The organism is Robertkochia flava (assembly GCF_020166515.1).
Taxonomy (GTDB): domain Bacteria; phylum Bacteroidota; class Bacteroidia; order Flavobacteriales; family Flavobacteriaceae; genus Robertkochia; species Robertkochia flava.
The window spans coordinates 95,153-121,679 of sequence record NZ_JAINZT010000001.1 but is presented as its reverse complement, the minus strand read 5'-3'; the positions used below and the strand labels follow the sequence as shown (position 1 = coordinate 121,679).

The 26,527-nt window shown below is 47.1% G+C and carries 24 protein-coding genes; 11 read left to right on the top strand and 13 right to left on the bottom strand.

The window, feature by feature from the left end:
• Positions 1 to 1,467: 1,467 nt before the first annotated feature.
• The 5 genes from K7R11_RS00540 to purN are packed head-to-tail and all read right to left on the bottom strand — an operon-like array spanning position 1,468 to position 6,038.
• Positions 1,468 to 3,366, bottom strand: coding sequence for an amidophosphoribosyltransferase (locus K7R11_RS00540; protein ID WP_224487818.1), 1,899 nt, complete (start codon positions 3,364 to 3,366; stop codon positions 1,468 to 1,470).
• 33 nt (positions 3,367 to 3,399) lie between these two features.
• The gene (locus tag K7R11_RS00535; RefSeq protein WP_224487817.1) at positions 3,400 to 4,326 is read right to left on the bottom strand and encodes a PfkB family carbohydrate kinase; all 927 of its coding nucleotides are present in this window, start codon (positions 4,324 to 4,326) and stop codon (positions 3,400 to 3,402) included.
• A gap of 26 nt (positions 4,327 to 4,352) precedes the next feature.
• The gene (locus tag K7R11_RS00530; RefSeq protein WP_224487816.1) at positions 4,353 to 4,952 is read right to left on the bottom strand and encodes an START domain-containing protein; all 600 of its coding nucleotides are present in this window, start codon (positions 4,950 to 4,952) and stop codon (positions 4,353 to 4,355) included.
• Between the two features lie 50 nt (positions 4,953 to 5,002).
• Complete coding sequence (gene rnhA, locus K7R11_RS00525; protein WP_224487815.1) at positions 5,003 to 5,482, bottom strand: ribonuclease HI; 480 nt, start codon at positions 5,480 to 5,482, stop codon at positions 5,003 to 5,005.
• Positions 5,472 to 6,038 carry a phosphoribosylglycinamide formyltransferase gene (purN, locus tag K7R11_RS00520; RefSeq protein ID WP_224487814.1) on the bottom strand — a complete coding sequence of 189 codons (567 nt, stop codon included), beginning with the start codon at positions 6,036 to 6,038 and terminating at the stop codon, positions 5,472 to 5,474. The genes rnhA and purN overlap by 11 nt, the downstream gene beginning before the upstream one ends.
• Before the next feature lie 184 nt (positions 6,039 to 6,222).
• On the opposite strand from purN, the gene K7R11_RS00515 reads away from it, so the two are divergent.
• The 5 genes from K7R11_RS00515 to pyk all read left to right on the top strand — a co-directional run bounded on the left by K7R11_RS00515 (position 6,223) and on the right by pyk (position 10,572).
• Positions 6,223 to 6,456, top strand: coding sequence for an acyl carrier protein (locus K7R11_RS00515; RefSeq protein ID WP_136334596.1), 234 nt, complete (start codon positions 6,223 to 6,225; stop codon positions 6,454 to 6,456).
• A 106-nt stretch (positions 6,457 to 6,562) separates the two neighbouring features.
• A complete protein-coding gene (fabF, locus tag K7R11_RS00510) occupies positions 6,563 to 7,813 on the top strand; it encodes a beta-ketoacyl-ACP synthase II (RefSeq protein WP_224487813.1) in 1,251 nt (416 codons plus the stop codon).
• A gap of 14 nt (positions 7,814 to 7,827) precedes the next feature.
• Entirely contained in the window at positions 7,828 to 8,568 is a 741-nt protein-coding gene (gene rnc / locus K7R11_RS00505) for a ribonuclease III (RefSeq protein ID WP_224487811.1), read from the top strand.
• Positions 8,569 to 8,666: 98 nt separating this feature from the next.
• On the top strand, positions 8,667 to 9,152 hold the full coding sequence (locus tag K7R11_RS00500) for an IPExxxVDY family protein (protein ID WP_224487809.1): 486 nt from the start codon (positions 8,667 to 8,669) through the stop codon (positions 9,150 to 9,152).
• Positions 9,145 to 10,572, top strand: coding sequence for a pyruvate kinase (pyk, locus tag K7R11_RS00495; RefSeq protein WP_224487807.1), 1,428 nt, complete (start codon positions 9,145 to 9,147; stop codon positions 10,570 to 10,572). The genes K7R11_RS00500 and pyk overlap by 8 nt, the downstream gene beginning before the upstream one ends.
• 65 nt (positions 10,573 to 10,637) lie before the next feature.
• Here the strand turns inward: pyk and K7R11_RS00490 are convergent, their stop codons facing one another.
• From K7R11_RS00490 to K7R11_RS00465, 6 genes are read right to left on the bottom strand one after another with little or no spacing between them, the layout of a single operon-like run.
• Entirely contained in the window at positions 10,638 to 11,450 is an 813-nt protein-coding gene (locus K7R11_RS00490) for a 3-keto-disaccharide hydrolase (protein WP_224487805.1), read from the bottom strand.
• 5 nt (positions 11,451 to 11,455) lie between these two features.
• Positions 11,456 to 12,211, bottom strand: a complete 756-nt coding sequence (locus K7R11_RS00485; protein ID WP_224487803.1) for a 3-keto-disaccharide hydrolase — start codon at positions 12,209 to 12,211, stop codon at positions 11,456 to 11,458.
• The gene (locus tag K7R11_RS00480) at positions 12,208 to 13,263 is read right to left on the bottom strand and encodes a sugar phosphate isomerase/epimerase family protein (RefSeq protein ID WP_224487801.1); all 1,056 of its coding nucleotides are present in this window, start codon (positions 13,261 to 13,263) and stop codon (positions 12,208 to 12,210) included. Before K7R11_RS00480 ends, K7R11_RS00485 begins: the two co-directional genes overlap by 4 nt.
• 11 nt (positions 13,264 to 13,274) lie before the next feature.
• Positions 13,275 to 14,417 (bottom strand): Gfo/Idh/MocA family protein, encoded by a 1,143-nt coding sequence (locus K7R11_RS00475; protein WP_224487799.1) that lies wholly within the window; start codon positions 14,415 to 14,417, stop codon positions 13,275 to 13,277.
• 3 nt (positions 14,418 to 14,420) lie between these two features.
• Positions 14,421 to 15,650, bottom strand: coding sequence for a nucleoside permease (locus tag K7R11_RS00470; RefSeq protein ID WP_224487797.1), 1,230 nt, complete (start codon positions 15,648 to 15,650; stop codon positions 14,421 to 14,423).
• A 28-nt stretch (positions 15,651 to 15,678) separates the two neighbouring features.
• Entirely contained in the window at positions 15,679 to 16,683 is a 1,005-nt protein-coding gene (locus tag K7R11_RS00465; protein ID WP_224487795.1) for a sugar phosphate isomerase/epimerase family protein, read from the bottom strand.
• A 140-nt stretch (positions 16,684 to 16,823) separates the two neighbouring features.
• Between K7R11_RS00465 and K7R11_RS00460 the strand changes: the two genes are divergently transcribed.
• The 6 genes from K7R11_RS00460 (at position 16,824) to K7R11_RS00435 (ending at position 24,493) form a co-directional block, all read left to right on the top strand.
• Positions 16,824 to 18,542 (top strand): GMC oxidoreductase, encoded by a 1,719-nt coding sequence (locus tag K7R11_RS00460; protein WP_224487793.1) that lies wholly within the window; start codon positions 16,824 to 16,826, stop codon positions 18,540 to 18,542.
• A 10-nt stretch (positions 18,543 to 18,552) separates the two neighbouring features.
• On the top strand, positions 18,553 to 19,194 hold the full coding sequence (locus tag K7R11_RS00455; protein WP_224487791.1) for a gluconate 2-dehydrogenase subunit 3 family protein: 642 nt from the start codon (positions 18,553 to 18,555) through the stop codon (positions 19,192 to 19,194).
• Positions 19,195 to 19,409: 215 nt separating this feature from the next.
• Positions 19,410 to 22,223 (top strand): leucine--tRNA ligase, encoded by a 2,814-nt coding sequence (gene leuS / locus K7R11_RS00450; protein WP_224487789.1) that lies wholly within the window; start codon positions 19,410 to 19,412, stop codon positions 22,221 to 22,223.
• Positions 22,224 to 22,490 (top strand): SemiSWEET family sugar transporter, encoded by a 267-nt coding sequence (locus K7R11_RS00445; protein WP_224487787.1) that lies wholly within the window; start codon positions 22,224 to 22,226, stop codon positions 22,488 to 22,490. It abuts the gene before it with no gap.
• A gap of 128 nt (positions 22,491 to 22,618) precedes the next feature.
• Positions 22,619 to 23,719: an alanine dehydrogenase gene (gene ald / locus K7R11_RS00440; RefSeq protein ID WP_224487785.1), complete on the top strand. Its 1,101-nt coding sequence runs from the start codon at positions 22,619 to 22,621 to the stop codon at positions 23,717 to 23,719.
• An 87-nt stretch (positions 23,720 to 23,806) separates the two neighbouring features.
• Positions 23,807 to 24,493 (top strand): zinc metallopeptidase, encoded by a 687-nt coding sequence (locus K7R11_RS00435; RefSeq protein WP_224487783.1) that lies wholly within the window; start codon positions 23,807 to 23,809, stop codon positions 24,491 to 24,493.
• Between the two features lie 51 nt (positions 24,494 to 24,544).
• Here the strand turns inward: K7R11_RS00435 and K7R11_RS00430 are convergent, their stop codons facing one another.
• Together K7R11_RS00430 and K7R11_RS00425 are read right to left on the bottom strand one after the other, a co-directional pair.
• The gene (locus tag K7R11_RS00430; RefSeq protein ID WP_224487782.1) at positions 24,545 to 25,015 is read right to left on the bottom strand and encodes an Lrp/AsnC ligand binding domain-containing protein; all 471 of its coding nucleotides are present in this window, start codon (positions 25,013 to 25,015) and stop codon (positions 24,545 to 24,547) included.
• 84 nt (positions 25,016 to 25,099) lie between these two features.
• Positions 25,100 to 26,470, bottom strand: a complete 1,371-nt coding sequence (locus K7R11_RS00425) for a saccharopine dehydrogenase family protein (protein ID WP_224487781.1) — start codon at positions 26,468 to 26,470, stop codon at positions 25,100 to 25,102.
• Positions 26,471 to 26,527: the final 57 nt, after the last annotated feature.

Here is a 26,527-nt window from a genome sequence, read left to right as displayed (position 1 = left end):
ATGATCTGCCTTTTTTGCCCCAAATCTTACCATGAACTTAACCTACTTATGCTATGGTGATATAAAAGTATGCGGTAGGAATACGCTTCAGAAATGAATCGGTTGAAATGTTGTTAAATTAGGTGAATGGAAGTTAGATGGTAAATGTCTTACGGTTTGTAAAGAAAAGGAAATCAAGGAGTTAGGTTATTTTTATGAGTAGTGTAAAATAAAAAAGGTAGATCAATGATCTTCCTTTTTTGCCCCAAATCTTACCATGAACTTAACCTACTTATGCTATGGTGATATAAAAGTATGCGGTAGGAATATGCTTCAGAAATGAATCGGTTGAAATGTTGTTAAATTAGGTGAATGGAAGTTAGATGGTAAATGTCTTACGGTTTATAAAGAAAAGGAAATCAAGTAGTTATACTATTTTTGGGAGTAGTGTAAAATAAAAAAGGCAGATCATTGATCTGCCTTTTTTGCCCCAAATCTTACCATGAACTTAACCTACTTATGCTATGGTGATATAAAAGTATGCGGTAGGAATACGCTTCAGAAATGAATCGGTTGAAATGTTGTTAAATTAGGTGAATGGAAGTTAGATGGTAAATGTCTTACGGTTTGTAAAGAAAAGGAAATCAAGGAGTTAGGCTATTTTTATGAGTAGTGTAAAATAAAAAAGGCAGATCAATGATCTGCCTTTTTTGCCCCAAATCTTACCATGAACTTAACCTACTTATGCTATGGTGATATAAAAGTATGCGGTAAGAATATGCCTAAGAAATGAATCGGTTGAAAGGAATCTTAATTAGTTGAAATACAGTGTGTAGCAGGTGTCTTTTATTTTTCAGGAAAGGCATGTGCCGTTTCTATGCGAAGAACAATCAATATCGGTCTCGTATTTTGGGATAAGGTTCAAGTTTGCGGCATGATTTTTTGTTTACCCAGGATAAAATATTGTGGGTAACCGCTTTTCAGAAGTGTTTTATATTACAAAATAATGCGCTCCTTTCTTTAGCGCAATCCTGGTGTTTCCGGTTATTCACCTAGAAGGGGACACGTATACCTGCTTATTTTTCTTCGGCAGGCAGTTCGTTGTTCCGGGCAAGGCGATCTTAAGGGGTGTCCAGGCTTTCGGGAAAGATAGGGAATGGCATTTCAGTTGGTGTCCGGGACCCGTTTATATATGCCGCATAAAACAGTTGCACAGGGAGGCGCTGTCGTGTTATCTGTATAAGGGGAAATGGATGAGGTGTTAATGCAATGGTATGAAAGGAAAAGTGGTTTGGATAGGGTGGATATAAAATAAAAAAGGTAGATCAATGATCTACCTTTTTTGCCCCAAATCTTACCATGAACTTAACCTACTTATGCTATGGTGATCTAAAGATACCTCCATGTAGTCGGATAAATATTATTAATCGGATGAAACGCATATTAACACGATGAAATGCAAATCGACTCCGATTCATGGTTTATTTTTTAATAAGCACGCTCTTTAATTCCTTCATAGAAATTGATAAATGCCCTGTTAACCACCCTGTTTCCTCCCGGGGTCGGATAATCACCTGTGAAATACCAGTCACCCAGGTTATGAGGGCAGGCTTCATGAAGCTTTTCTACCGATTGGTAAATAATTTTCACCTCGGCATTGATGCCTTCCGGAGCCAGGATCTCTGAAATCTTATCCGAGATCTCCTCGTCTGTAAAGGGTGCATAGACTTCTTTAACGGCATTGATCACATCTTTATCCTCATGATTTACCTGTGCGATACATTTTTCATACACCTCGTCTACCTTGTAGTAGGTATCTCGTTCCCGATGTAATTCGAGCGCTGCCCGGAAAGCTACCAGGTCTTCCAGTCTTGCCATGTCGATTCCGTAACAATCCGGATAGCGGATTTGCGGTGCGGAAGACACTACTACGATCTGTTTCGGATGCAGACGATCGAGGATGCGTAAAATACTTTTTTTCAGCGTGGTGCCTCTTACAATACTGTCGTCGATGATGACCAGGTTATCTGATGGTTTTACAGAGCCATAGGTTATGTCGTAAACATGGGCAACCAGGTCGTCACGACTACTGTCTTCTGTAATAAAGGTGCGGAGCTTTGCATCTTTTATGGCCACCTTTTCAATTCTTGGGCGCATGTTCAGGATGCGGTTCAATTCTTCCGGAGTAAGACTGTCCTTAGCTGCCAGTATTTTTTCTTCCTTCCTTTTGTTTAGATAATTCTGAGCCTCCTGGACCATTCCGTAAAAGGAGGTTTCCGCAGTATTGGGAATATAGGAAAACACGGTGTTCTCCAGGTCCTGGTCTACGCTCTCCAGGATCTTGGGGAAAAGAAGTTTCCCAAGGTCTTTGCGCTCCTGGTAAATCTCTGCATCTGATCCTCTGGAGAAATAGATGCGTTCAAAAGAACAGGCTTTGCGTTCCAGGGCTTCCAGGATTCTTTTGGTTTTAACCGAACCGTCTTTTTTGATAATGATGGCTTTTCCAGGGTCGAGTTCTTTGATGCTTTCAAATTCCACATCAAAGACCGTTTGAATTACAGGGCGCTCCGAGGCAACCACGACCACCTCGTCATCTTTGTAATAGTAAGCAGGACGTATCCCTGCAGGGTCCCGCAAGACAAAGGCGTCTCCGTGTCCGATCAGTCCGGCCATGGCGTATCCCCCATCCCAGTTTTTGGCGGCCTTTCTGAGGATCTTTGCTACATTAAGTCGCTCGGCGATAAGGTGGGAGGCCTCCATTTTTGAGAATCCTTCCTTTTTCACCTCTTTGTAGAGCTTGGCCACAGCATCATCGAGAAAGTGACCTATTTTTTCCATTACCGTTATCGTGTCTGCCTTTTCCTTAGGGTGCTGTCCCAGTCGGATCAGGTTGTCGAAAAGTTCATTAACATTCGTCATGTTAAAGTTTCCGGCCACAATAAGGTTTCTGTGCATCCAGTTGTTCTGGCGCAGGAAAGGATGTACGCTTTCTATGCTGTTCTTCCCAAAGGTACCATACCGCACGTGGCCGAGCATGAGTTCTCCAACATAGGGAACCTCCTTTTTCAGGGCTTCCACATCATCGCGATATTCCGGGTTTTCGGTCAGGATATCGTTAATTCGGGTGTTGATCTGTTTAAAGATGTCCTGAATGGGTTGCGACTGGTTAGATCGTACCCTGCTCATATAGCGTTCTCCGGGGTGCATGTTCATTTTGATGCTGGCAAAACCGGCTCCATCCTGTCCGCGGTTGTGCTGCTTTTCCATCATCAGGTACATCTTGTTGATCCCGTAGAATGCTGTCCCGTATTTTTCCTGGTAGTATTCCAGGGGTTTCAGAAGTCGTACGAGGGCGATCCCACATTCATGTTTTATAGCGTCACTCATTGTCCTAGTTTAAAAAAGCCTGTTGCAGAGCAATCAGGCCAATTTTATATCAAATTGCGTTAGGTCCTTAAATTGCTTTAAGCGGCTGTTGATCTCTTCTTTATCCAGATTTTCCATCCGCTCGGTTCCAAATTTCTCTACAGAGAAGGAAGCGAGATTAGAACCGTGGATAACGGCGTTTTTCATATTTTCAAAGGAGTAGTCTTCTGTCGCTGCAAGGAATCCGGCAAATCCTCCGGCAAATGTATCCCCGGCCCCGGTAGGGTCAAAGATCTCTCTCAGGGGAAGTGCGGGAGCAAAGAAGATGTTCTCCTTATGAAATAAAAGTGCTCCGTGCTCTCCTTTTTTTATTACAACATATTCCGGTCCCATCTGATGTATTTTCTCAGCGGCGTTTACCAGGGAATATTCTCCCGAAAGCTGCCTGGCCTCCTCATCATTTATGGTAATTACATCCACCTTTTTGATCACTGCGGCCAGTTCCTCAGGGGTGTTGTCCATCCAGAAATTCATGGTGTCCAAAATCGTAAGCGCCGGTTTTTTGTCCATTTGGTCAATAACGCTTAATTGGACGTTCGGATGAAGGTTTCCTAACATAAGAATTTCGGAAGTGTTGAAGGCTTCCGGGACAACCGGGTTGAAATCGGCCAGTACATTGAGCTGGGTGTCGAGGGTTTCCCGTACATTGAGGTCGTTCATGTATTTTCCTTTCCAGAAAAATGTTTTTCCTCCCTCGACGATCTCGATAGCAGAAATGTCGATCTTCCTATTGCTCAGCAGGTTGAGATGGTGGTCAGGAAAGTCGTCACCTACTACAGAGACGATGGCGGAATCAATTTCGAAGTTAGAGGCGGCTAAGCCTATGAAGGTAGCGGCCCCACCAAGGATCTTATCGGTTTTGCCAAAAGGAGTTTCAATGGCATCGAAGGCTACAGTACCTACGATCAATAATTTTCCCATGCATTTATTTTTTTGCAAATATAAGGCTAGTTTTCCAGTATTACTTTCAGATTCTCAAAAGAATGAAAGGGCACCGTGGTGAGGATGGAGTTGAGTAACCATCCCGGGATCATTCCATTAGGGTCGCCGTATAACTGCTGTACGATCTTCACCTTTCCATCCTTTAATTTCTCGATGTTCCAGTGTCCCTTAAATCGGGTGGTGCGTATGACCTCTTCATCGGGTTTCCGGAATGCATTGTCGGCAGGTTCAATGGTAACCAGGTATTCGTCGGTTTTTGGGGTTCTGACCTGGATCAGAGAGAGGTTTTCGCGGTCGCGGAAGGGCCAGGGCAGGTCGTTGTGCATCCAGATCACAAGAGTGCTGTCATTATAGCGGTGCAGGGTCTCACTGGCAGAGGTTTTGTGGTTCCACTCCCAAAGCCGGTCGCCGTCGCAGATCAGCCTCAGGGCCTTTTCCGGGGTGGTTCGGGCAATGAGTTCGGCCCGGTATTCGTTAAACGCCGTAGAATCGACCTGGCGGGTGTATACCCGGATATGATCACTCTCTTTTTTCAGTTCCCATTCCTGGGCAAACAGTACGCCGGGTAACAGGATAAGGGCAAAATATAAGGATGTGAAATTCATGGGTTGCGTTTTGAGGTAAAAATACGATCAATCCGCTATATTTCAGAATTTTAAAATAATCCCTCCCGCTCGAAGCCCGCATCGGTCTTCAGGTCTTTCTTCTGGGCAGCGTTTACGGCAAGGGCATCACAGAGTTCGTTCTGAGGGTGATTGCTGTGTCCCTTTATCCATTGTAAGGACACCTTGTGTTTTCGGTATTCCTTTAGGAAGTCGATCCACAGATCCGGATTTTTCTTGTCTTTAAACCCCTTGCGCTCCCAGTTGAACACCCATCCTTTATTGACGGCATCCACCACATACTTCGAATCGCTGAACACGGTTACGGCTGTATTGGGGTATTTGAGTTTCCTGAGCGCCTCGATCACCGCAAGCAGCTCCATTCTGTTGTTTGTGGTCTTTTTGAATCCTTCCGAGAATTCTTTCCGGTAGGGTTTGCCCACCCACTCCATGACGATGCCGTAGCCTCCCGGTCCCGGGTTGCCCTTCGAGGCGCCATCGGTGTAGATATGGACCTGGCTGTTATTGTTCATTAAGCAGGGTTTCTATAACGATGGGAAAATGCCGGTGCTCCAGTTCGTGTATTTTGGTGGCCAGGGTCTCCGGGGTATCGGCCTCCGTAACCGGGGTCGATGCCTGGAAGATAATGGCTCCTTCATCGTAATGTTCGTTTACGTAATGGATGGTGATACCACTCTTTTCTTTCCGGTCTTTGATCGCGGCCTGGTGTACGTGCATCCCGTACATTCCTTTCCCGCCGTATTCTGGTAATAGGGCAGGATGTATGTTGATGATCTTTCCCTTGAACTTCCGGGTGAGTTCCTCCGGGATCTTCCATAAGAAGCCGGCCAATACGATCAGGTCCGGGTTGAGGGCTTCGAGCAAAAGCGCCACCTTGCCTTCATTGAGGGCGGTACGGTTAAAGTACATCGCACTGGTGCCCAGGTCACGGGCGCGTACCAGCACCCGGGCGTCAGGTTTGTTGGAGAGCACCATCTCTACCCGGGCCAGTTGTCCGGCCTGGAAGTGACGGATGATATTTTCTGCATTGCTGCCTGAGCCGGAAGCGAAGATGACGATTCTTTTCATAGGGTTTGTACTCATATATATATGTAGGCAAAAAAAAGAATAATATTCCAGAAAGGGAAGTGCAGGGAGCTAATTCGTTGGTTTAAAAATTCTTATCTTTAAAGGTAACTTTTAGCAGGAAAACCTTTTTTTAATGCAAAGTTTTTTATTTTTGCCAACAATTAAATTTTAAAACAAAAAAATTATGTCAGACATTGCATCAAGAGTAAAAGCGATCATCGTAGACAAATTAGGTGTAGATGAGAATGAAGTAGTTGCAGAAGCAAGCTTCACCAACGATCTGGGAGCCGACTCTCTGGATACTGTTGAGCTTATCATGGAATTCGAGAAAGAATTCGACATTCAAATTCCTGATGATCAGGCGGAAAATATCGCTACTGTTGGTCAAGCGATCAAATATATCGAAGAAGCGAAATAAGAATTACCTATAAGGCATACTACCAAAAAATTTATTCATGCCACTGCATGGATAAATTTTTTTGGTAGTTTATTATTTGTTTTATTGCAATACAAAAACGTACTAAATGGAACTTAAGCGAGTTGTTGTAACTGGATTAGGAGCATTGACCCCCATTGGTAATAATATTGAAGAATATTGGAATGGGCTTATTAGTGGACAGAGTGGAGCTGCCCCTGTCACCCACTTTGATGCCTCAAAATTTAAAACACAATTCGCTTGTGAGATAAAGAATTTTGACCCTACAGATTTTATTGATCGCAAGGAGGTGAGGCGAATGGACCGCTTTGCTCAATATGCCATGGCCACTGCTAAGGAGGCTATGGACGATTCAAAACTGGATCTGGAAAAGATCGATAAACAACGCGTAGGGGTGATCTGGGGTGCCGGAATCGGAGGATTAGAGACCTTTCAGGATGAAGTAATGGCATATGCCAAAGGCGACGGAACCCCAAGGTTTAATCCGTTCTTTATCCCGAAAATGATTGCCGATATCGCACCGGGATTAATTTCTATTAAATACGGTTTTATGGGACCTAATTATACAACGGTCTCTGCCTGTGCCTCATCGGCCAATGCCATTATCGATGCGCTGAACTCTATCAGGCTCGGTCATACCGATGTGGTGATTACCGGAGGTTCGGAGGCTGCCGTTACCGAAGCGGGTATGGGTGGCTTTAACGCCATGCATGCCATGAGTACCCGGAACGACGACCCTAAAACCGCATCCAGACCTTTCGATGCAAATCGCGACGGATTTGTTTTGGGAGAAGGGTCAGGAGCACTTGTGTTGGAAGAATATGAGCACGCTAAAGCCAGAGGCGCTAAGATCTATGCCGAAGTTGTTGGTGGCGGTCTCTCTTCTGATGCCTACCATATGACAGCACCGCACCCGGAAGGAATCGGGGTGGTTGCCGTAATGGAGAACTGTTTGAGAAATGCCGGAATGAAACCCGAGGATGTGGATGCCATCAATACCCATGGTACCTCTACTCCCCTGGGAGATGTTGCTGAATTGAAAGCGATAGGTAAGGTTTTTGGCGAGCACGCCAAAACGTTGAACATCAACTCTACCAAATCCATGACCGGGCACCTCTTGGGTGCAGCTGGTGCAGTTGAAGCTATTGCCTCCATCCTTTCTTTAGAGCACGGAATTGTTCCTCCTACCATCAATCACGAAACGGTGGATGAGAACATTAATCCGGAACTCAACTTAACCCTTAATGAAGCTCAGAAGCGCGATGTGAAAGTCGTAATGAGCAACACCTTTGGGTTTGGAGGGCACAATGCCTGTGTCCTGTTTAAAAAAATGGACTAGTTTCAAGCAACTGAATGAAATTCATTCGTAAAATATTAAATTCCCGGTCTTCTCAAGGCGGGGATTTTTTTTTAGAGCTCACTAATATTCTTGGGTTTAAGCCGCGTTCTATTCGCTATTACAAAAAGGCATTTACGCACCGGTCCATGAATATCAAAGATGAAAAAGGCAATCCTGTAAACTACGAACGGCTGGAGTTTCTGGGGGATGCCATGCTGAGCTCGATAATATCCCACTTTCTCTTTGACGAAGCCCCTGCCGGGGATGAAGGGTACCTGACCAAAATGCGTTCCAAGGTAGTAAGCAGGGAGCACCTCAATGAACTGGGGAAAGATCTTGGACTGCTTAATTTCGTGGAAAGCAAGATCAATAAAGAGAACTTTGGGGAAAACATCCATGGCAACGTATTTGAAGCCCTGGTAGGAGCCATATTTCTGGACAGGGGATATGAGTTCTGTGAGCGGTTTATCCAAAGCCGGGTGATCACGCCTTATGTGGATATAGAACAGCTGGAAGGAAAGATCATTAGCTATAAAAGCCTGATCATAGAATATTGCCAGAAAGAGAAAAAGACATTTTTGTTTGATGTCTATGAAGATGAAGGCAAGGAAGATGTGAAATATTTCGCCGTTAAACTCTATATCGACAATAAACTTGTAGCCAAAGGCAGGGCAACTTCAAAGAAAAAAGCCGAAGAAAATGCGGCTAGAAGGGCGTATTATGCCTTGCAATCCAAGATTGATGATGTGATCTGACTCTAACGTTTGCGTAACTTTTTCGGATTACCGGAGTCTTAAAAGTTGTGAAGTCGTGTAATGAGCAGTATCTTTATAGATGATTGTATTATCAAAATATGACGGTCCACAAGTTAACGGAGGATTTTTACGAGGATACCTATACGCTAATCGCCATCCACAGTTCCCTGGATTCTTATCGATTAGCCTATTTTTTGAATGGGGTATTGAAAATAAAGCTTTCCCGTCTCCCTAAAGACCTGCTGCTTGGTGAAGGAGCTGCCTTTGCTGTGTATGAAAGCTATGATGAAACCACAGATCTCCTGTGGAATCTCGTTGCTAATAAAACCAATGTAGCGGTCCAGAAGCAAGATATAGCTCTGGATATGTTTGCCGCTCCCGTAGGGGTGGAGGCGCATTATGTGCTGCCTGAATATCCCAAGGTAGATCACCTCCTTAAAATTGATGACGGGGAAGGGAGCTTCAGTAAGGTGCTGGATGTGCTGAAACTGATCAAGAGAATGCCCCAGGTGATCACCGCTTACGAACTGGAAACCGATCAACTAAAGTCTAAAAGTAATTTAATTTTTCTAGCGAATGCCTAATAGGAAGAAAACGAAGATTGTTGCAACACTGGGACCTTCAACAAGTACCAAAGCGGTGTTGAAAGATATGATTGAAGCTGGAGTTAATGTATTTCGCATTAACTTTTCTCATGCAGATTATAACGATGTCAAAGAGCGTATCGGTCTTATCCGTCAACTCAATGAAGAGTACGGTTACAATACAGCCATCCTCGCCGACCTGCAGGGCCCCAAATTACGTGTCGGGGTCATGAAGGAGGATGTGATCGTTAATCCCGGAGATGAAATTACTTTTGAAACCGGAGAGCCCTTTGAGGGAACCGCAGACCGGGTTTATATGAATTACCAGGAGTTTCCGCGTGATGTGAATCCCGGGGAACGTATCCTGCTGGACGACGGGAAACTCATCTTTGAGGTAACGTCAACCGATAAGAATAAAAAGGTAAATGCCAAGGTGATCCAGGGCGGACCCCTTCGGTCTAAAAAGGGAGTAAACCTGCCTAACACCAGTATTTCCCTTCCGGCACTTACCAAAAAGGATATCCAGGATGCCATTTTCGCCGTAGAGCAGGAGGTAGATTGGATTGCCCTTTCTTTTGTGCGCCACTCCACAGATCTTATGGATCTTCAGAAACTCATTGAAGAGCATTCTGTGCACAAGATCCCGATCGTGGCTAAGATAGAAAAGCCTGAAGCGGTGGAAAATATTGACAAGATCGTGGCTTATTGCGATGGGCTTATGGTTGCACGGGGAGATATCGGAGTTGAAATTCCTGCTCATGAGGTGCCTTTGGTGCAAAAGCAGCTGGTGCTTAGGGCCAAAAAAGCCCGTATCCCGGTAATTATTGCCACCCAGATGATGGAAACTATGATCAATAGCCTCACGCCTACCCGGGCAGAGGTTAATGACGTGGCCAACTCGGTTATGGATGGTGCAGATGCCGTGATGCTGTCTGGTGAGACCTCCGTTGGGGCCTACCCGGTGCAGGTGATCCAGAAAATGTCAAGCATTATATCAAGCGTAGAGCACTCTCCTTTGATCCGTGTGCCTCAGGAGCCTCCGCATATCAAAACCAAACGATACATCACCAAATCCATATGTTATCACGCGGCCCTCATGGCCAATGAGATCAATGCCAAGGCCATATCCACACTTACCAATAGTGGGTATACTGCTTTCCAGATCTCTGCCTGGCGTCCGCAGTCGCATATTCTTGTGTTTACGTCCAACAAGCGTATCCTGACCCAGCTTAGTTTGCTTTGGGGGGTTAATGCTTATTATTACGATAAATTCGTGAGTACAGACCAGACCATAGAAGATGTGAACCAGATGTCGCGGGATAAGGGATTCCTGGAAAAAGGTGATATGATTGTGAGTCTTGCGGCCATGCCGATCAAGGCGAAAGGAATGGTAAATACACTGCGCGTAACAGAGATCTGATCTCGGGAAGACCGTTGCAGTATTCTGAATAAAAAAAGATCGGCCAAATGCCGATCTTTTTTTGTTTAGGGTTTTAGTTCTCTTATCCAGATATTCCTGTAACTCACCCCGCTGTTGTCGTTGTGGTCCTGAAGTACAAGAGGACCTTTTTCGTGGGGGTCATTTTTGGGCCAACCAATGTATTCTGTGGTTCCTTCTATAGTGACATGGTCCTGTATCAGGACGCCATTGTGCAGAACGGTTACGGTTGCAGATCGGGTCTTATTGCCTTCTGCGTCCCATTGAGGTGCACGGTAGATAATGTCGTAATACTGCCACTCCCCGGAGGGTTTGCTCGCATTGACCAGGGGTATATGCTGTTTATACACCGCACCGGCCTGTCCGTTCACATAAGTACTGTTGTCATAGCTGTCCAGAACCTGGATTTCATACCGTCCTTGCAAAAAGATTCCGCTGTTACCCCTGTTCTGACCATCGGCTCTTGGAGTTTCAGGGTTTTTCCACTCAATATGAAGTTGGATGTCGCCATACTCCTGTTTGGTTCTGATATTTCCGCTTCCGTCCTTAACCGTTATGCTTCCATCCGGGTTTACGGTCCACGGAGCGGGGTTTCCGGGATCCTTAACGCTTTCCCAGGCATCCATGTCGCCATCCTTTAGTAGGATGAAGGCGTCTCCGGGAGCTTCAGGGTAAATGCCTGTTTCTACCTTTTCCGGTATCGGCTCCCAAATTTCCGTGGCCTCAGGGTTTTTTGGTTCCTCCTGGGTACTGGTTTCACTCTTTACAAGATCTTTTTCAGCCTGCATATCAGAATTATTCTTCTCTTTACAGGAGAGGAAAAGGAATATGCAGAATCCTGCTAAAATTGGTTTTTTCAAAATGCTTATAATTTTTTAATTTTAATGTTTCTGTAGGCTACTACGTTAGAATGGTCCTGAAGGGCGATCTTGCCCCCGGCGTATTTCCCGAAATCTTCCCAGTCACTAAACTTGGAATCTGCCACCATGGTATCCCAGGCTTCTCCATGCAGGGGGAATTCGGTTACCAGCTCCCCGTTATGGGTTACGCTGCCCAGGTTGTTCTCCCGGTCAATGCGAATCAGGAAGGTGTTCCATTCACCAACAGGGCTGGTTACGTCCTTCGCGGGTTCAACCATATCGTATAATGCCCCGGCCTGGTGGGTTTTGCCTTTAACCCTGGCATCGGGATGTTTTTCGTTGTCGAGTACCTGGATTTCGGGCCCCGTGAAATACGGTTCGTTGTATTTTTCCATTTCCTGAACCCCCCACATGATCCCGCTGTTCCCGGCTTCAGAGATCTTCCACTCGATATGAAGCTCGAACGATTCGAAGGTATCATCGGTAACAATGTTGTGGGTCTCGTCTTCAGCGGGATAAAATACCAGGGCATCGCCCTCGATTTTCCAGCTTTCCGGGAAACTGTCCGTATCCTTTCCGTATTCATGCCAGGCTGCTGTAGAGGAGCCGTCAAAAAGTACGGTCCATTCGTCTTCCTGCGTTCCCTTTTGAGCCGGTTCGGAGGTGGTTTCAGTGGCTATGGCAGTGTCCTGCTTTTCCCCGGCCTGTTTGCAGGATATCAGCAAAGAAAGACACAGGGCAAAAACGCTTAATTTTTTCATTTCAGGTTGAGAATTCGTTTAAGTTGTTCCTTATCAATATCGGCCCCTGCAAAATCATCGAAAGCCTTTTCGGTGGCTTCAATGATATGACTCTGGATAAATGGCGCTCCTTCCCTGGCACCCTGTTCCGGGCTCTTGATGCAGCATTCCCATTCCATGACTGCCCAGACATCACAGCCGTACTGGGTAAGCTTGGAGAAAATGGTCTTAAAATCGATCTGGCCATCTCCCGGAGACCTGTACCTTCCGGCACGATCGCCCCAGTTGTTGTATCCTCCGAAGGCACCTTTTTTTCCTGTGGGGTTAAATTCGGAATCTTTTACATGAAAGGCCTTGATGAATTCATGGTAATGGTCAATGTACTCGATATAATCCAGTTGCTGAAGCACGAAATGCGATGGATCGTAGAGGATATTTACGCGTTTGTGGTTTCCGGTGGCCTCCAGGAAGCGCTCAAAAGTGTCGCCGTCATGGATATCTTCTCCGGGGTGCACTTCATAGCAAACGTCCACCCCTTGTTCGTCAAAGGTGTTCAGGATGGGCATCCAGCGTTTGGCCAGTTCTTCAAAACCCATTTCCACCAGTCCCGGCGGCCGCTGTGGCCAGGGGTGCCAGGTGTGCCATAATAGGGCTCCGGAGAATGTGGCGTGAACATCCAGGCCTAAATTACGACTGGCCAGGGCTGCTTTTTTTACCGTATCTATCGCCCATTCTGTCCTGGCTTTGGGATTATTCTTTAAATGGTCCGGTGCAAAATTGTCGAACATTATGTCGTACGCAGGATGCACGGCCACCAACTGGCCCTGTAAGTGGGTGGAGAGTTCGGTGATCTCCAGGCCGTAGCTGTTGATCCTGCCCTTGAGCTCGTCGCAATAGGTCTTGCTCTCTGCTGCCTTGTCCAGGTCGATCAGAAAGTTTTCCCAGGTGGGGATCTGTATGCCTTTATATCCAAGATCGGCAGCCCATTTACACATCCCGTCAAGGCTGTTAAATGGAGCTTTGTCGTCTACAAATTGTGCCAGGAATATGGCGGGTCCTTTTATCGTTTTCATGATTCAAATAATTATAATGATGTCCAGGCGGCATTGTTTCGATCGCTTTCCACGGCGGCATGTATGAACCTTACCCCCCGCAGTCCATCCTCTACCCCCGGGTAATCCTGTGCAGGAACAGAGGTGCCTTCAATCCGGCCGGTTAATTCTTTTCCAAAGTTACGATAAACCGTGGCAAAGGCCTCCAGGTAGCCTTCCGGGTGTCCGGAAGGGATGCGCGAGGTCATGGCTGCAGCATCATAAAGGTCATTACCTCCCGGGGTGAATATTTTCAGTGGCTGGTCGAGCCAGCGGGTGTAAAGCTTGTTCGGATTTTCCTGGTACCATTCCAGGCTTCCTTTTTCCCCGTATACTCTGATGCCGAGGTTGTTTTCTTCTCCTGTGGCGATCTGGGAAAAGGAGATACTGCCTTTGGCTCCATTGCTAAGCCGGACCAGCATATTGCCATCGTCGTCGAGGGTTCTGCCCGCACCGAAACGTCCCAGGTCGGCAGCCATTTCACTGATCTGTAGTCCGGTAATAAACTCCAGGAGGTTTTCGGCATGGGTTCCTATGTCCCCCAATGCACCACCTACTCCCGATTTACTGGGGTCTACTCTCCAGGAAGCCTGTTTGTTGTCTGTTTTTTCCACCTCAGTGGCCAGCCACCCCTGGAGGTACTGTACCTGTACCTTTCGGATCTTGCCCAGGTCGCCATTTGCGATCATGTCTCTGGCCTGCTTCACCATGGGATAACCGGTGTAATTATGGGTGAGGGCGAAAAGCAGTCCGGTCTTTTTTACCAGCTCCACCAGGATCTCAGATTCCTCTATAGTCAGGGTCATTGGCTTGTCGCACACCACATGAAACCCATTTTCCAAAGCCAGTTTGGCCGGCTCAAAGTGCATGTGGTTGGGGGTTACAATAGATACAAAATCCATGCGTTCCCCTTCGGGAAGTTCCTTTTCCTTCGCTATCATTTCGGCAAAGCTTCCGTAACACCTGTCTTCAGGAAGGTACAGGGCTTTTCCCGATGCGGCAGAACGTTCGGCACTACTACTGAAGGCTCCACAGACCAACTCGATCATCCCGTCTATGGCGGCTGCCTTGCGGTGAACGTCCCCTATAAAAGATCCTTTTCCACCGCCAATCATTCCCATTCTAAGTTTTCTCATATTCTATTCTTTGTATTCTACCTCTTCATTTTTAAATAATATAGCAAATAAGATCAGCACCACCAATGCGAAACCTGCAGGGTAGATCCAGATGGTTTCCCAGACATGGTTCCCGTCGGGCCTGGTAAATTCATCGGCGATCTTTCCGGCAACCCAGAACCCGATAAGCATACCCACCCCATAAGTTGCCAGCGTAATTAATCCCTGGGCAGCACTTTTGTGTTTTTCTCCTGCTTTGGAATCGGTGTAGATCTGGCCCGAAACAAAGAAGAAGTCATAGCAAATTCCGTGAAGGGCGATCCCCAGGATAAGCATAAAGGCCAGTTCTCCGGCATAGCCATAGGCAAAAAGCAGGTAGCGAACTGTCCAGGCCAGCATTCCGGCCAGGATGGTCTTTTTAAACCCGAACCGCTTAAAGAAAAATGGAAGCAGCAGCATGAACAGAACTTCCGAAGCCTGGCCGATGGTCATGATTCCGGTTGGGTTTTCCATGCCGATCTCTGCCAGGAACGGATTGGTATACTGGTAATAGAAGGCCAGCGGGATACAGATCAGGATGGAAGCGATAAAGAAGATCAGGAAATTCCTGTTCTTAAGAAGTTTTAAGGCTTCCAGTCCTAAAATATCAGAGATACTGATCTTCTCTCCCTTATCTACCTTTGGTGGGGTTTTCGGCAGGGTAAAGCTGAACAGCCCCAGAATTGCTGAAGCTATGGCTACCATCATAAAGGTGTTCTTTAACATGCCTTCTGCCCTCGACTCCGGAGAATCCCAGTAAAAAACATAGCTGATGGTAAGCCCGGCCACGATCCATCCGATGGTTCCGAATACCCGGACAAAGGAAAATTCCTTGGCGGGGTCTTTCATCTGGTTGAAGGAAACCGAATTTACCAGGGCCAGGGTTGGCATATAGGCGATCATATATCCCAGCACCAGCGGGTAGAAATTTGTAAAATCGGTACTCTGGTACATCATATACATTAAAACGGCTCCGGTGAGGTGCAGGAATCCCAGGATGCGTTCGGCATTAAAATAGCGGTCGGCAATCAGACCAATAATAAAGGGAGCAATAATAGCTCCCCAGGATTGGGTGGAAAAAGCCATGGCCGTTTCTGCCCCGGTGGCCTTCAGGTTATCACCCAAATAGGTTCCCAGGGTTACGAACCATCCTCCCCAGATAAAGAATTCAAGGAACATCATCAGGGAAAGTTGAAACTGTATCTTTTTATTCATAGTGTAGTTAGTTTAGCAAGTTCAGGGTTTAAAGCTGTTCAGCGGTGTTGATAAGTAAGTTCTTGGTGGCGAGAATGCCTTCTTCCTCAGAAAGGTCATTGCCTTCGTATTCCACGCCAATAAAACCTGTGTACCCTGCATCTTTCACAATGCCAAGCATTTTAGCGTAATCAATGGTGGTTTCTTCTCCTTTCTCATTAAAGGCGTACGACTTGGCGCTTACTCCCTTGGCGTATGGCATAAGCTCCATGGTGCCCTGGTAACGGTCGTACTCTTCAACACATGCTCCACCCCAGTTGCCTTCTCCGTCTCTTTTGGTGCAGAAGTTTCCGAAATCGGGTAGGGTTCCGCAATTGTCCATATTAACCTTTTCCATGACATCGGTAAGCAGGGCGGCATCAGAAGAAAGCCAGCCGTGGTTCTCTACGATCACGTTTACGTTCTGGTTTTTGGCGTATTCACAAAGATTGCTTAGAGATTCTACTGCGGCCGATGTCCAGAGTTCCTGGTCCCGGGTTCCAAACAGGTTTACCCTGGCGGAGTGACATCCCAGTCCCGAGGCGGCGTCGATCCACTTGTGGTGATTGGTAACTGCGGCCGCTCTGACCGAGCTTTCGGGATGGCACAAGGCACCTGCATCTTCCTGCAGGTCGATCATCATAATGAGGTTCTCCATCTCCTGGTCCTGACTTCTCTTGCTGAGCTCTTTTACCATAGCCTCGATTCCGGCGAGTTCCGTGTCATAGGCTTCCATGGATTTTGCATAGAGGTGGTTTACATATTCGAGTCCGCTGAATCCCCAGGCTTTGGCTTTTGCTGCAAAGTCATAAGGGTCCATCTGGCCTTCCCAGATCATGCGGTGTACTGACCACTGTGCCAGGGAGAGCTTAAAGAAGGGGTCCGCGGCTGCAGCCATTGCTTGTGATGTGTCCTGGGAGGTGTCTCCTGATTTGTTCTTACAGGAAGCCAGTCCAAGCAGTGCGAGAGCGAGGCCTGCCTGACTACTGTTCCTTACAAAGCGTCTTCTGTTCATGAGGGTAGTTTTAATATGGGTTTTGATTAATTCGTAAAATTAATACCTGTTAAATAAATTAATGTCAGGTTTTTTGCCCCCCTAATGTAGAAAATTAATTTCTATATTTGAAGAATTGCGATTCAAACCAAAAACATTAGATGAGTACATTTTATTACAATAAACCACAGGAAGAGTACGATGCAATAGTGGTTGGTACCGGAATCTCAGGAGGATGGGCTGCCAAGGAACTATGCGAAAAGGGACTGAAAACCCTGGTGCTCGAGAGAGGGAGAATGGTAAAGCATATTGAAGATTACCCCACCGCAAATCTTGATCCATGGGACCTGCCTAATGCAGGACGTCCAACAAAAGAAGTGCGGGAACGCAAGTATAAGCAGATGCGTACGGGATATACCACCAATATGGATACCCAGCACTTCTTTGTTGACGATGTTAAACACCCGTATAATGAAGACCGCCGTTTTGACTGGATGCGCGGTTATCATGTAGGAGGACGTTCCCTGATGTGGGGGCGGCAGAGTTACCGTATGGGGGATGTCGACTTTGAAGCGAATGCCAAGGATGGTATTGCAGTGGACTGGCCGGTTCGCTATGCAGAATTAAAACCCTGGTATGATTATGTAGAGGATTTTATCGGGGTGAGCGGGACCAACTTAGGGTTGCCTCAGTTGCCTGACGGGAATTTCCTGCCACCGATGGAGCTTAATTGTGTGGAAAAACACGTGCAAAGTGCCATAGCCGAAAAATATACAGACAGAGTATTGTCTATAGGACGTGTTGCCCACATTACCCAGGGTACCAAACCCGGGGCAGGCCGAAGCAATTGCCAGTACAGGAACCGTTGTGCCAGAGGTTGTCCTTTTGGGGCATACTTCAGCAGTAACTCCTCGACCCTTCCGGTTGCCGAGGCTACCGGAAACATGACCCTGAGGCCAAACTCCATTGTTCACGAAGTGATCTATGACGAGGAGACCCAAAGGGCAACGGGAGTAAGGGTGATCGATGCCGAAACCAAAGAAACAATAGAATTCAAGGCTAAGGTGATCTTCCTTTGTGCCTCAGCCATCGCCTCAACCTCTATCCTGCTTCAATCAAAATCAGATCGTTTTCCGGACGGAATGGGGAACGATAGCGGAGAATTGGGTCATAACCTGATGGATCACCACTTCCGCGTGGGGGCTTCAGGTACCTATGACGGATTTGAGGATATGTATTACAAAGGGCGAAGAGCCAATGGTATTTATGTACCGCGATTCCGTAACCTTGGAGGTGCTACCGACAGTAAAGATTTTATCCGTGGTTATGGATACCAGGGAGGAGGAAGCAGGGGAAGTAACTGGACAGAAAATGTTCAGGAGCTTTCTTTCGGAAGAGAATTCAAAGATGCCATGCTGAAACCTGGTCCTTGGACCATGGGACTTCTCGGCTTTGGAGAAACCCTTCCCGACCATTCCAACCGCTTGTATCTCGATTACGAAAAAACCGACGAGTGGGGGCTGCCTACCGTAACTTTTGATGCGGATTTTGGAGCGAATGAACTCGCCATGCGGAAGGATATGAAAAACCAGGCCGCAGAAATGCTCGAGGCAGCGGGATTAAGAGATGTGCATACCTATGATGATATCGGAGGTATGGGGCTGGGTATCCATGAAATGGGTACTGCCCGAATGGGAAGAGATGCCAAGACATCGGTGCTGAACAAATACAACCAGTTGCATGCCGTGAAGAACGTTTATGTAACAGATGGTTCGTTCATGACCTCTTCGGCTTGTCAGAATCCATCCTTAAGTTATATGGCCTTTACGGCACGTGCAGCGAATCACGCCGTGGAAGAACTCAAAAAGATGAACCTCTAAAAATAAATCGATGAACAGAAGAAAAGCTTTAAGAAATATTGGTTTATCCGCAGGGTTTATGGCAGCCTCTCCCGGGCTCCTGAGCTTACTGCAAAGCTGTACCTCTGAACAGGCTTCCTGGGTCCCGGAACATCTTACCGCCGATCAGGGAACGGTATTGCGGGCTTTGGTTGATGTGATCTTACCAAAATCAGACACCCCTTCTGCTACAGAAGTTAATGTGCCTGAATTTATGGATAAGTATATTGGCAATGCCCTGGAGGAGTCGGAGATGAAGTTTATGCAATGGACCATGGATGGTCTTGTAGGCAATCTTAAGGAAGCCTATGGTGATGATGTGTCCGATATCTCTACCGAGAATTATGTGGAATTTTTAAATGCCAACCTGCGTGAGGCATCCAAAGACGGAAGGATGCTCTCTGAAAAGGTTTCGAGTTATGCAGAGGCAATGGCAAAGGGTGAAGAGATTACCGGAGATGCAAAAGCGGTAAACTATGAAGCCCTTAAGAATATTAGAGAAATGGCAGTTTTTGCCTACAAAAACAGCGAAAAGGTAGGAGAGCAGGTGTTGGTATACGACCCTGTTCCCGGTGGTTACAACGGTTGTGGCTCCCTGCAGGAGCTCACCGGAGGTAAGGCCTGGTCGCTCTGATTTTACTGAATAAAAGTGTGCAATCCCTTCCGGTATTTGTTTTTAAAGACAACGGCCGGAAGGGTTTTTTTATGGCTTTTCCCTACTACACCTTCCTGCGCTTCTTACAAGCGGTATTTTACTTTCACCTTTGCTTCAATAACCGTATTTTTGCCCCTTAGTTTAAAGAATGAAGGCGGGTGTACTATCCTGCAACAGAAATAGTAAGCACAGTAATGAAATACAATTTCAACGAGATCGAGGCCAAATGGCAAAAGTATTGGGCAGAGAATCAAACATTCAAGGCAGAAAACCTGTCGGAAAAACCTAAGTTTTATGCTTTGGATATGTTTCCTTATCCCTCCGGAGCAGGTTTGCATGTGGGTCATCCCCTTGGGTATATAGCGTCAGATATTTATGCGCGTTATAAACGGCATAAAGGGTACAATGTGTTGCACCCTATGGGCTACGACAGTTTCGGATTGCCTGCCGAACAATACGCCATCCAGACCGGTCAGCATCCCGCTGTGACTACAGAGGCGAATATCAGCAGGTACAGGGAGCAACTGGATAAGATCGGGTTTTCCTTTGACTGGAGTCGGGAGGTGCGAACCTCAGACCCTTCCTTTTATAAATGGACCCAGTGGATCTTTATTCAGCTCTTTAATGCCTGGTACGATCACGATGCCGAAAAAAGCCGGCCTATCGTGGAGCTGGTCGCAATTTTTGAAAAGGAAGGAAATCAGACGCTCAATGCAGCATGTGATGATGATACTCCGGCATTCGGTGCCCAAGCCTGGAAGGAGATGTCTGAGGACGATAAGGAGCGGATGTTGCTTCACTATCGCCTGACCTATCTTGCAGATACCGAAGTGAACTGGTGTCCTGCCCTGGGTACGGTTCTCGCCAATGATGAGATCGTAAACGGAGTGTCTGAAAGAGGTGGCCATCCTGTGGTACGTAAAAAAATGACCCAATGGAGTATGCGTATTTCTGCTTTTGCAGAAAGATTGCTGCAGGGACTCGATGAGCTGGACTGGCCGGAGCCTTTAAAGGATATTCAGCGTAACTGGATCGGGAAATCGGTAGGGGCACAGGTAAGTTTCAAACTTAAAGGACACGAGGAGGAGATCTCTGTTTTTACCACCCGGCCTGATACCATCTTCGGGGTATCATTCATGACCCTGGCCCCCGAACACGAGTTGGTAAAAAAGATTACTACAGAAGCTCAGAAGGCTGAGGTGGAAGCTTATATTGAGGCTACTTCCAGACGCAGTGAGCGCGAGCGAATGGCTGATGTTAAAAATATTACCGGGGTCTTTACCGGGGCCTATGTGCTGCATCCATTTACCGGAGAGGAAATCCCGGTATGGATCGGAGACTATGTACTGGCCGGTTACGGTACAGGTGCTGTTATGGCGGTGCCTTGCGGAGATCAGCGGGACCACGATTTTGCCGGGCATTTCGGATTGCCTGTGCCAAATATTTTCGAAGGGGTGGACACCTCTGAAGAGGCTTTTGCCGATAAGGAGCATACCGTTATCGCCAATTCAGGTTTTATTTCCGGGATGGGATATAAGGAGGCCAGTGCTAAGGTGATCGCCGAGCTCGAGAAGATCGGACAAGGGCAAGGGAAGATCAATTATCGCCTTAGGGATGCGGTGTTCTCAAGACAACGCTATTGGGGAGAGCCTTTCCCGGTCTATTATGTGAACGGCTTGCCAAAGATGATTGATGCGGCACACCTGCCTGTGGAACTTCCCGAAGTGGAAAAGTACCTTCCTACTGAAACCGGGGAGCCACCACTGGGCAATGCCACCCGTTGGGCCTGGGATACTGTAAACCATACAGTGGTGGATAAGGCGAAGACAGACCATAAAACGATTTTCCCGCTGGAACTGAACACCATGCCCGGATGGGCAGGGAGTTCCTGGTATTTTAACCGCTATATGGATGCCGGAAATACGGCGGATTTTGCCGCCCAGGACGCCCTGAATTACTGGCAGGACGTCGATCTTTATATCGGGGGTAGCGAGCATGCCACCGGGCACCTGTTATACAGCCGCTTTTGGCAAAAGTTCCTGTTTGACTTCGGACTGGTTCCGGTGCAGGAATACGCCAGAAAACTTATCAATCAGGGAATGATACTGGGTACCAGTGCCTTTGTGTACAGGCTCGAGAACAGTAATGTTTTTGTGTCTAAAAACCTGGTTGGCGAAAGGGCGGTTCAGCCTATTCACGCCGATGTGAGTATGGTAAATGCTTCTGATGAGCTCGATATGGAAGCTTTCCGGAGCTGGAGGCCGGAATTTGCAGAGGCCGAATTTGAATTGGAAGATGGCAGGTATATTGTAGGCCGGGAAGTGGAGAAGATGTCAAAGTCAAAGTATAATGTGGTGAGCCCGGATGATATCTGCAGGGAATACGGTGCTGATACCCTGAGAATGTATGAAATGTTCCTCGGACCCCTGGAGCAGGCCAAACCCTGGAACACCGCCGGGATTACCGGGGTGCACAATTTCCTTAAGAAGCTTTGGAAACTCTATGTGGCACAGGACGGCTTATGCGTGACCCACGATAAAGCCACCGCAGATAACCTGAAATCCCTGCATAAGACCATCAAAAAGGTTGAGGAGGATATTGAGAATTTCTCGTTCAACACCTCGGTTTCTACCTTTATGATCTGTGTTAATGAGCTCAGTGCTCAGAAATGTCACAGCAGGGAAGTTCTGGAGCCACTGGTCGTTTTAATTGCGCCTTATGCTCCCCATATTGCGGAAGAGTTATGGGGTTTACTTGGGCATGAAAGTTCTGTGGCATATGCGCCTTTCCCTGTATTCGAAGAGAAATACCTCGTGGAAAGTACCAAGGAGTATCCGGTTTCCTTTAACGGGAAGATGCGTTTTACGCTTGAACTTTCCCTGGACCTAAGCAGGGAGGAGATCGAAAAAGCGGTGCTTGCCGATGACCGGACGCAAAAACAGCTGGAGGGTCGCACCCCTAAGAAGGTTATCGTAGTGCCCGGTAAAATTGTAAATATTGTGGGATAGATGGAACTTAATCTGATCGAAGGCCTGGGGCTTGTGGCAGCTTGCCTGACCACCGTATCTTTTGTGCCTCAATGCTGGCGGATCTGGAAAACGAGAAAAGTGGATGATATATCCCTGTCCATGTACCTCATCTTCTTTACCGGGGTAATCTTCTGGCTGATCTATGGCCTGCTCATAGAAAGCCTGGCCGTTACCCTCGCAAATTTGGTTACAGCGGTTCTAGTGGCAATAATTTTAGGGTTAAAATTAAAATACAGATCAAAATAGAATAAAGACCCCTTATTTTTAAGGGGTCTTTTCTTTTAAAATGATAATTTTTTATCGTTTGGTCGAGTTTTATTTTTTCTTTTTACGGAATGGGGCATCTTTAATAAAACCTTTTAAATGCAGCCACCATGATTATTGGAGTACCTAAGGAAATTAAAACCAATGAAAGCCGTGTCGGGATGACTCCTGCAGGGGTTTACGAACTCGTTAAGAACGGACACCAGGTCCTGGTTCAGGAATCTGCAGGTCTGGGCAGTGGATTTTCGGATAAGGATTACCTGAAGGCCGTAGCCAGCCTGGAGCCCACTATTGAGGATGTGTACCACAAGGCGAATATGATCGTAAAGGTAAAGGAGCCTATTGCTGCAGAATACGGGTTGGTTCAGAAAGACCAGGTGGTTTTCACCTATTTTCACTTTGCTTCCAGTGAGGTGCTCACCCGGGCGATGCTCGATAGCGGGGCAGTTTGTATTGCGTATGAAACCGTGGAAGATGAGGAGGGTAGTTTGCCTTTGCTTACCCCCATGTCGGAAGTGGCCGGACGTATGGCCATTCAGCAAGGTGCCAAGTATCTTGAAAAACCCATTAAGGGCCGGGGGGTGCTGTTAGGCGGTGTTCCCGGAGTGGCACCGGGCAAGGTGCTGGTGCTGGGGGCCGGAGTGGTTGGAATTCAGGCTGCAAAAATGGCGGCCGGATTGGGCGCTCACGTAACCATTCTGGATGTAAATATGAAAAGATTACGGTATGTGAATGACATTATGCCACCTCACGTGGTGACCGAATTCTCCAGTGAATACAATATCAGAAAACATATTAAATCCCACGACCTGATCGTGGGAGGGGTATTGATCCGCGGGGGTAAGGCGCCAAATCTGATTACCCGCGACATGTTAAAGGAAATGCATGCCGGGACGGTAATCGTGGATGTGGCCGTAGACCAGGGGGGGTGCGTAGAGACTTCACGGCCTACGACTCATGAAGATCCTACCTTTATTATTGATGACGTGGTGCATTACTGTGTGGCTAATATGCCGGGAGCTGTGCCTTATACTTCTACCGTGGCCCTTACCAATGTAACCCTTCCCTACGTTTTGAAGCTTGCCAACAGGGGCTGGGAGGCCGCCTGTGCTTCCGATCCCGGCCTGTCAAAAGGATTGAATATTGTAAACGGTCAGCTCACCTATGAGGGCATTGGTCAGGCTTTTGGCTGGAATGGCGCCCTGGCATAACCAAAAACTGTCAAAGCGACCTTTTGTGTTAATTTGGCTGGATATTTGCTGTTGTAGTGGTAATTTTACAGATAAAAATTACAGATTATGACATATTGGATATTGATAGGGCTGATCTCTCTGGTGAGTATGATAGTGAGTTCTACCCTGAAAAATAAATTTCGCCATTATTCCAAGGTACACCTTCAAAACGGGATGAGCGGGGCCGAAATAGCACGTAAGATGCTTCATGATCATGGGATTACCGATGTTCAGGTGATCTCAACCCCCGGGATGCTTACTGACCATTACAATCCGGCGAAGAAAACGGTAAACCTCAGTGAAGGGGTGTACAATCAGAGAAACGCCGCGGCTGCCGCAGTGGCTGCCCACGAGTGCGGGCATGCCGTGCAACACGCCAAAGGTTATGAATGGTTGCAAATGCGGTCAAAACTGGTGCCTGTGGTGAGTGTGGCCTCCGGAATGTCGGTTTGGGTGATCTTTGGCGGATTGGTGCTGGCGGCATCAACCGGCTTTGGATATACCATTGCCGTGATCGGCCTGGCGATGTTCGCTATGGGAACACTATTTAGTTTTATTACCCTGCCGGTGGAATACGACGCCAGTAACAGGGCTCTGGCCTGGTTGAAAAACAGAAATGTGATCACCCAGGGCGAATTAAAGGGGGCGGAAGACTCCCTTAAATGGGCAGCACGTACCTATGTGGTAGCTGCCGTAGGTTCCCTGGCCACCCTGCTTTATTTTGGACTGCAGGTTTTTGGCGGAAGAGACTAGAAATCAAAAAAACACGATATAAAAGTGAAGCCCGGGTTTACCGGGCTTTTTTTATAGGCTGATCTGTCTGTCGATCTGTTGGTTTAATGATATAAAGGTTTCTGTTCTGCTTACCCCCTCAATGGCCTGTATCTGCTGATTAAGCAGTTGCATAAGGTGTTCGTTGTCCCGGCATAACAATTTGATCAGGATGGACCAGTTTCCCGTGGTATAGTGGCATTCCAGTACCTCGGGAATTTTCTTAAGTTGTTTTACAGCCTCCGGGTTGCGCATGGCCTTGTCGAGGTAGATCCCGATAAATGCCATGGTGGTGTAGCCAAGGAGCCTGGGATTGATCATAAACTTGGAGCCGGTGATCAGGCCTGAGGCTTCCAGCTTGCGGAGTCTCTGGTGTATTGCCGCTCCTGAGATGCCGAGTTTCCGACCGATCTCCAGGATGGGTTTTCGGGCATCTTCCATCAGGTTTCTCAGGATCTCCTTATCAATACCGTCAATTTCTATCCGCTCTTCTTTAACTTTCATAAGGGTTATGGATTTAAATTAAAAGTACGGATAAAACATCAATCAGGAACCTAAACCGGAGTATATGCTTATACTTTTTTGAATTTATCCGGCCACATTATCAGGATTGTATCCCAGGTAAGGTTTTCTGACTTCCGTAAACTGAATGCCGTATTCTTTCAATTCCCTGAGAATCGGATCGTAGATCTCTTTGTGGATCGGGATACGAACCCCGGTAAGGTCAAAATTCCCTTTGAGTATGTTTATCGCTGCCATTCCAACGGGCAGGCCAACCGTTTTAGACATGGCGGTATACCGCTGGTCCTTTCCGGTGACCACCATATGTGCGTCCAGTTGTTTCTTTTCGCCATAGAGTTCGTACCCGAATTTATGATACATCACGATCATATCCTTATCCTCAGGATCCAGGCTCCATCGCTCTTCCAGGATCTTCTGCAGGGCCTGGGCCGGGGTGGCGTTTGCGATACCGATCTTCTTGTGTTTGCTGAACAGGTCGAGATCCATGAGCTTCTCCCACATAATATCGTCCTGGTCGATCTTCAGGTAGTGGCGTAACTTTAACTCGATGGTGTCTGTTGGGGAATAGGGCAGGAAAGCGTTTACAAACTCCCGATAGGTCATGTCTTCCGATCCTTCGAGTTCAAAACTGTCATCGGTCATGCCCAGTTGTACAAACATGTTCCATGCCTTGGAAAAGCCTACCCTTCTCATGGTTCCCCTGTAGAGGGTTAGGGCATCCTGAAGGCCGTAGGCCTCGCGGTATTTCAGGGAGTCTCTGTTGGCGTAGCCTTCAAAGCGACCGAATCCTTCGATCTCAAAGAATTCTGTCCTCCGGAACAATTTATGATAGGGGATGTATTTATACTTACCCTCCTGGATAAATTTGGCGACCCCTCCCTGGCCGGCAACAACTACGTTTCGAGGGTTCCAGGTGAATTTATAGTTCCAGAGGTTATTGTCGCTTTCCGGGGCAACAAGGCCTCCGGTAAAAGATTCGAACATGAGCATCTTACCGCCCTCTGCTCTGATCTCGTCAATGACCTGCATGGCGCTCATGTGGTCTATGCCCGGGTCTACTCCGATCTCGTTGAGAAAGAGCAGGCCTTTGGATTGCACATCCTTATGAAGGGCTTCCATTTCGTTGCTCACGTAGGAAGCGGTTACCATGTTCTTTCCTAAGGTGAGGCAATCCCTTGCAATATTGATATGTAGCCGTGCGGGGAGCATCGAAATGATCAGGTCGTGGGCAGCAATGGCATTATAGCGGTCTTCCTCATTAAAAATATCTAATTTTACGGCACTGCATTTGGTGTGGCCGTCGCATGCCCGTTCTGCCTGACTGAGGTTCAGGTCTGCGATGGTGATGCGCAGCTCTGCTTCACTGCTTTTTTCAAGTAGGTAGGGTATGAGGTAGGAGGTGGATTTTCCAGCTCCGAAGATTAAAATTTTATTCATGGCTAATGGTTAATTTAACACGAATGTATTAAAATGTTAAGTCTATAACAATTCTAA

What these genes read in the sequence shown, in the direction of transcription:
- K7R11_RS00530 (WP_224487816.1), bottom strand. Translation starts at nt 4,952, where the DNA reads ATGAATTTCACATCCTTATATTTTGCCCTTATCCTGTTACCCGGCGTA.
- K7R11_RS00445 (WP_224487787.1), top strand. Translation starts at nt 22,224, where the DNA reads ATGGAACTTAATCTGATCGAAGGCCTGGGGCTTGTGGCAGCTTGCCTG.
- K7R11_RS00485 (WP_224487803.1), bottom strand. Translation starts at nt 12,211, where the DNA reads ATGAAAAAATTAAGCGTTTTTGCCCTGTGTCTTTCTTTGCTGATATCC.
- K7R11_RS00430 (WP_224487782.1), bottom strand. Translation starts at nt 25,015, where the DNA reads ATGAAAGTTAAAGAAGAGCGGATAGAAATTGACGGTATTGATAAGGAG.
- K7R11_RS00435 (WP_224487783.1), top strand. Translation starts at nt 23,807, where the DNA reads ATGACATATTGGATATTGATAGGGCTGATCTCTCTGGTGAGTATGATA.
- K7R11_RS00425 (WP_224487781.1), bottom strand. Translation starts at nt 26,470, where the DNA reads ATGAATAAAATTTTAATCTTCGGAGCTGGAAAATCCACCTCCTACCTC.
- leuS (WP_224487789.1), top strand. Translation starts at nt 19,410, where the DNA reads ATGAAATACAATTTCAACGAGATCGAGGCCAAATGGCAAAAGTATTGG.
- K7R11_RS00460 (WP_224487793.1), top strand. Translation starts at nt 16,824, where the DNA reads ATGAGTACATTTTATTACAATAAACCACAGGAAGAGTACGATGCAATA.
- purN (WP_224487814.1), bottom strand. Translation starts at nt 6,038, where the DNA reads ATGAAAAGAATCGTCATCTTCGCTTCCGGCTCAGGCAGCAATGCAGAA.
- K7R11_RS00465 (WP_224487795.1), bottom strand. Translation starts at nt 16,683, where the DNA reads ATGAACAGAAGACGCTTTGTAAGGAACAGTAGTCAGGCAGGCCTCGCT.
- pyk (WP_224487807.1), top strand. Translation starts at nt 9,145, where the DNA reads ATGCCTAATAGGAAGAAAACGAAGATTGTTGCAACACTGGGACCTTCA.
- K7R11_RS00540 (WP_224487818.1), bottom strand. Translation starts at nt 3,366, where the DNA reads ATGAGTGACGCTATAAAACATGAATGTGGGATCGCCCTCGTACGACTT.
- K7R11_RS00480 (WP_224487801.1), bottom strand. Translation starts at nt 13,263, where the DNA reads ATGAAAACGATAAAAGGACCCGCCATATTCCTGGCACAATTTGTAGAC.
- ald (WP_224487785.1), top strand. Translation starts at nt 22,619, where the DNA reads ATGATTATTGGAGTACCTAAGGAAATTAAAACCAATGAAAGCCGTGTC.
- K7R11_RS00470 (WP_224487797.1), bottom strand. Translation starts at nt 15,650, where the DNA reads ATGAATAAAAAGATACAGTTTCAACTTTCCCTGATGATGTTCCTTGAA.
- K7R11_RS00515 (WP_136334596.1), top strand. Translation starts at nt 6,223, where the DNA reads ATGTCAGACATTGCATCAAGAGTAAAAGCGATCATCGTAGACAAATTA.
- K7R11_RS00535 (WP_224487817.1), bottom strand. Translation starts at nt 4,326, where the DNA reads ATGGGAAAATTATTGATCGTAGGTACTGTAGCCTTCGATGCCATTGAA.
- K7R11_RS00500 (WP_224487809.1), top strand. Translation starts at nt 8,667, where the DNA reads ATGACGGTCCACAAGTTAACGGAGGATTTTTACGAGGATACCTATACG.
- rnc (WP_224487811.1), top strand. Translation starts at nt 7,828, where the DNA reads ATGAAATTCATTCGTAAAATATTAAATTCCCGGTCTTCTCAAGGCGGG.
- K7R11_RS00455 (WP_224487791.1), top strand. Translation starts at nt 18,553, where the DNA reads ATGAACAGAAGAAAAGCTTTAAGAAATATTGGTTTATCCGCAGGGTTT.
- fabF (WP_224487813.1), top strand. Translation starts at nt 6,563, where the DNA reads ATGGAACTTAAGCGAGTTGTTGTAACTGGATTAGGAGCATTGACCCCC.
- rnhA (WP_224487815.1), bottom strand. Translation starts at nt 5,482, where the DNA reads ATGAACAATAACAGCCAGGTCCATATCTACACCGATGGCGCCTCGAAG.
- K7R11_RS00475 (WP_224487799.1), bottom strand. Translation starts at nt 14,417, where the DNA reads ATGAGAAAACTTAGAATGGGAATGATTGGCGGTGGAAAAGGATCTTTT.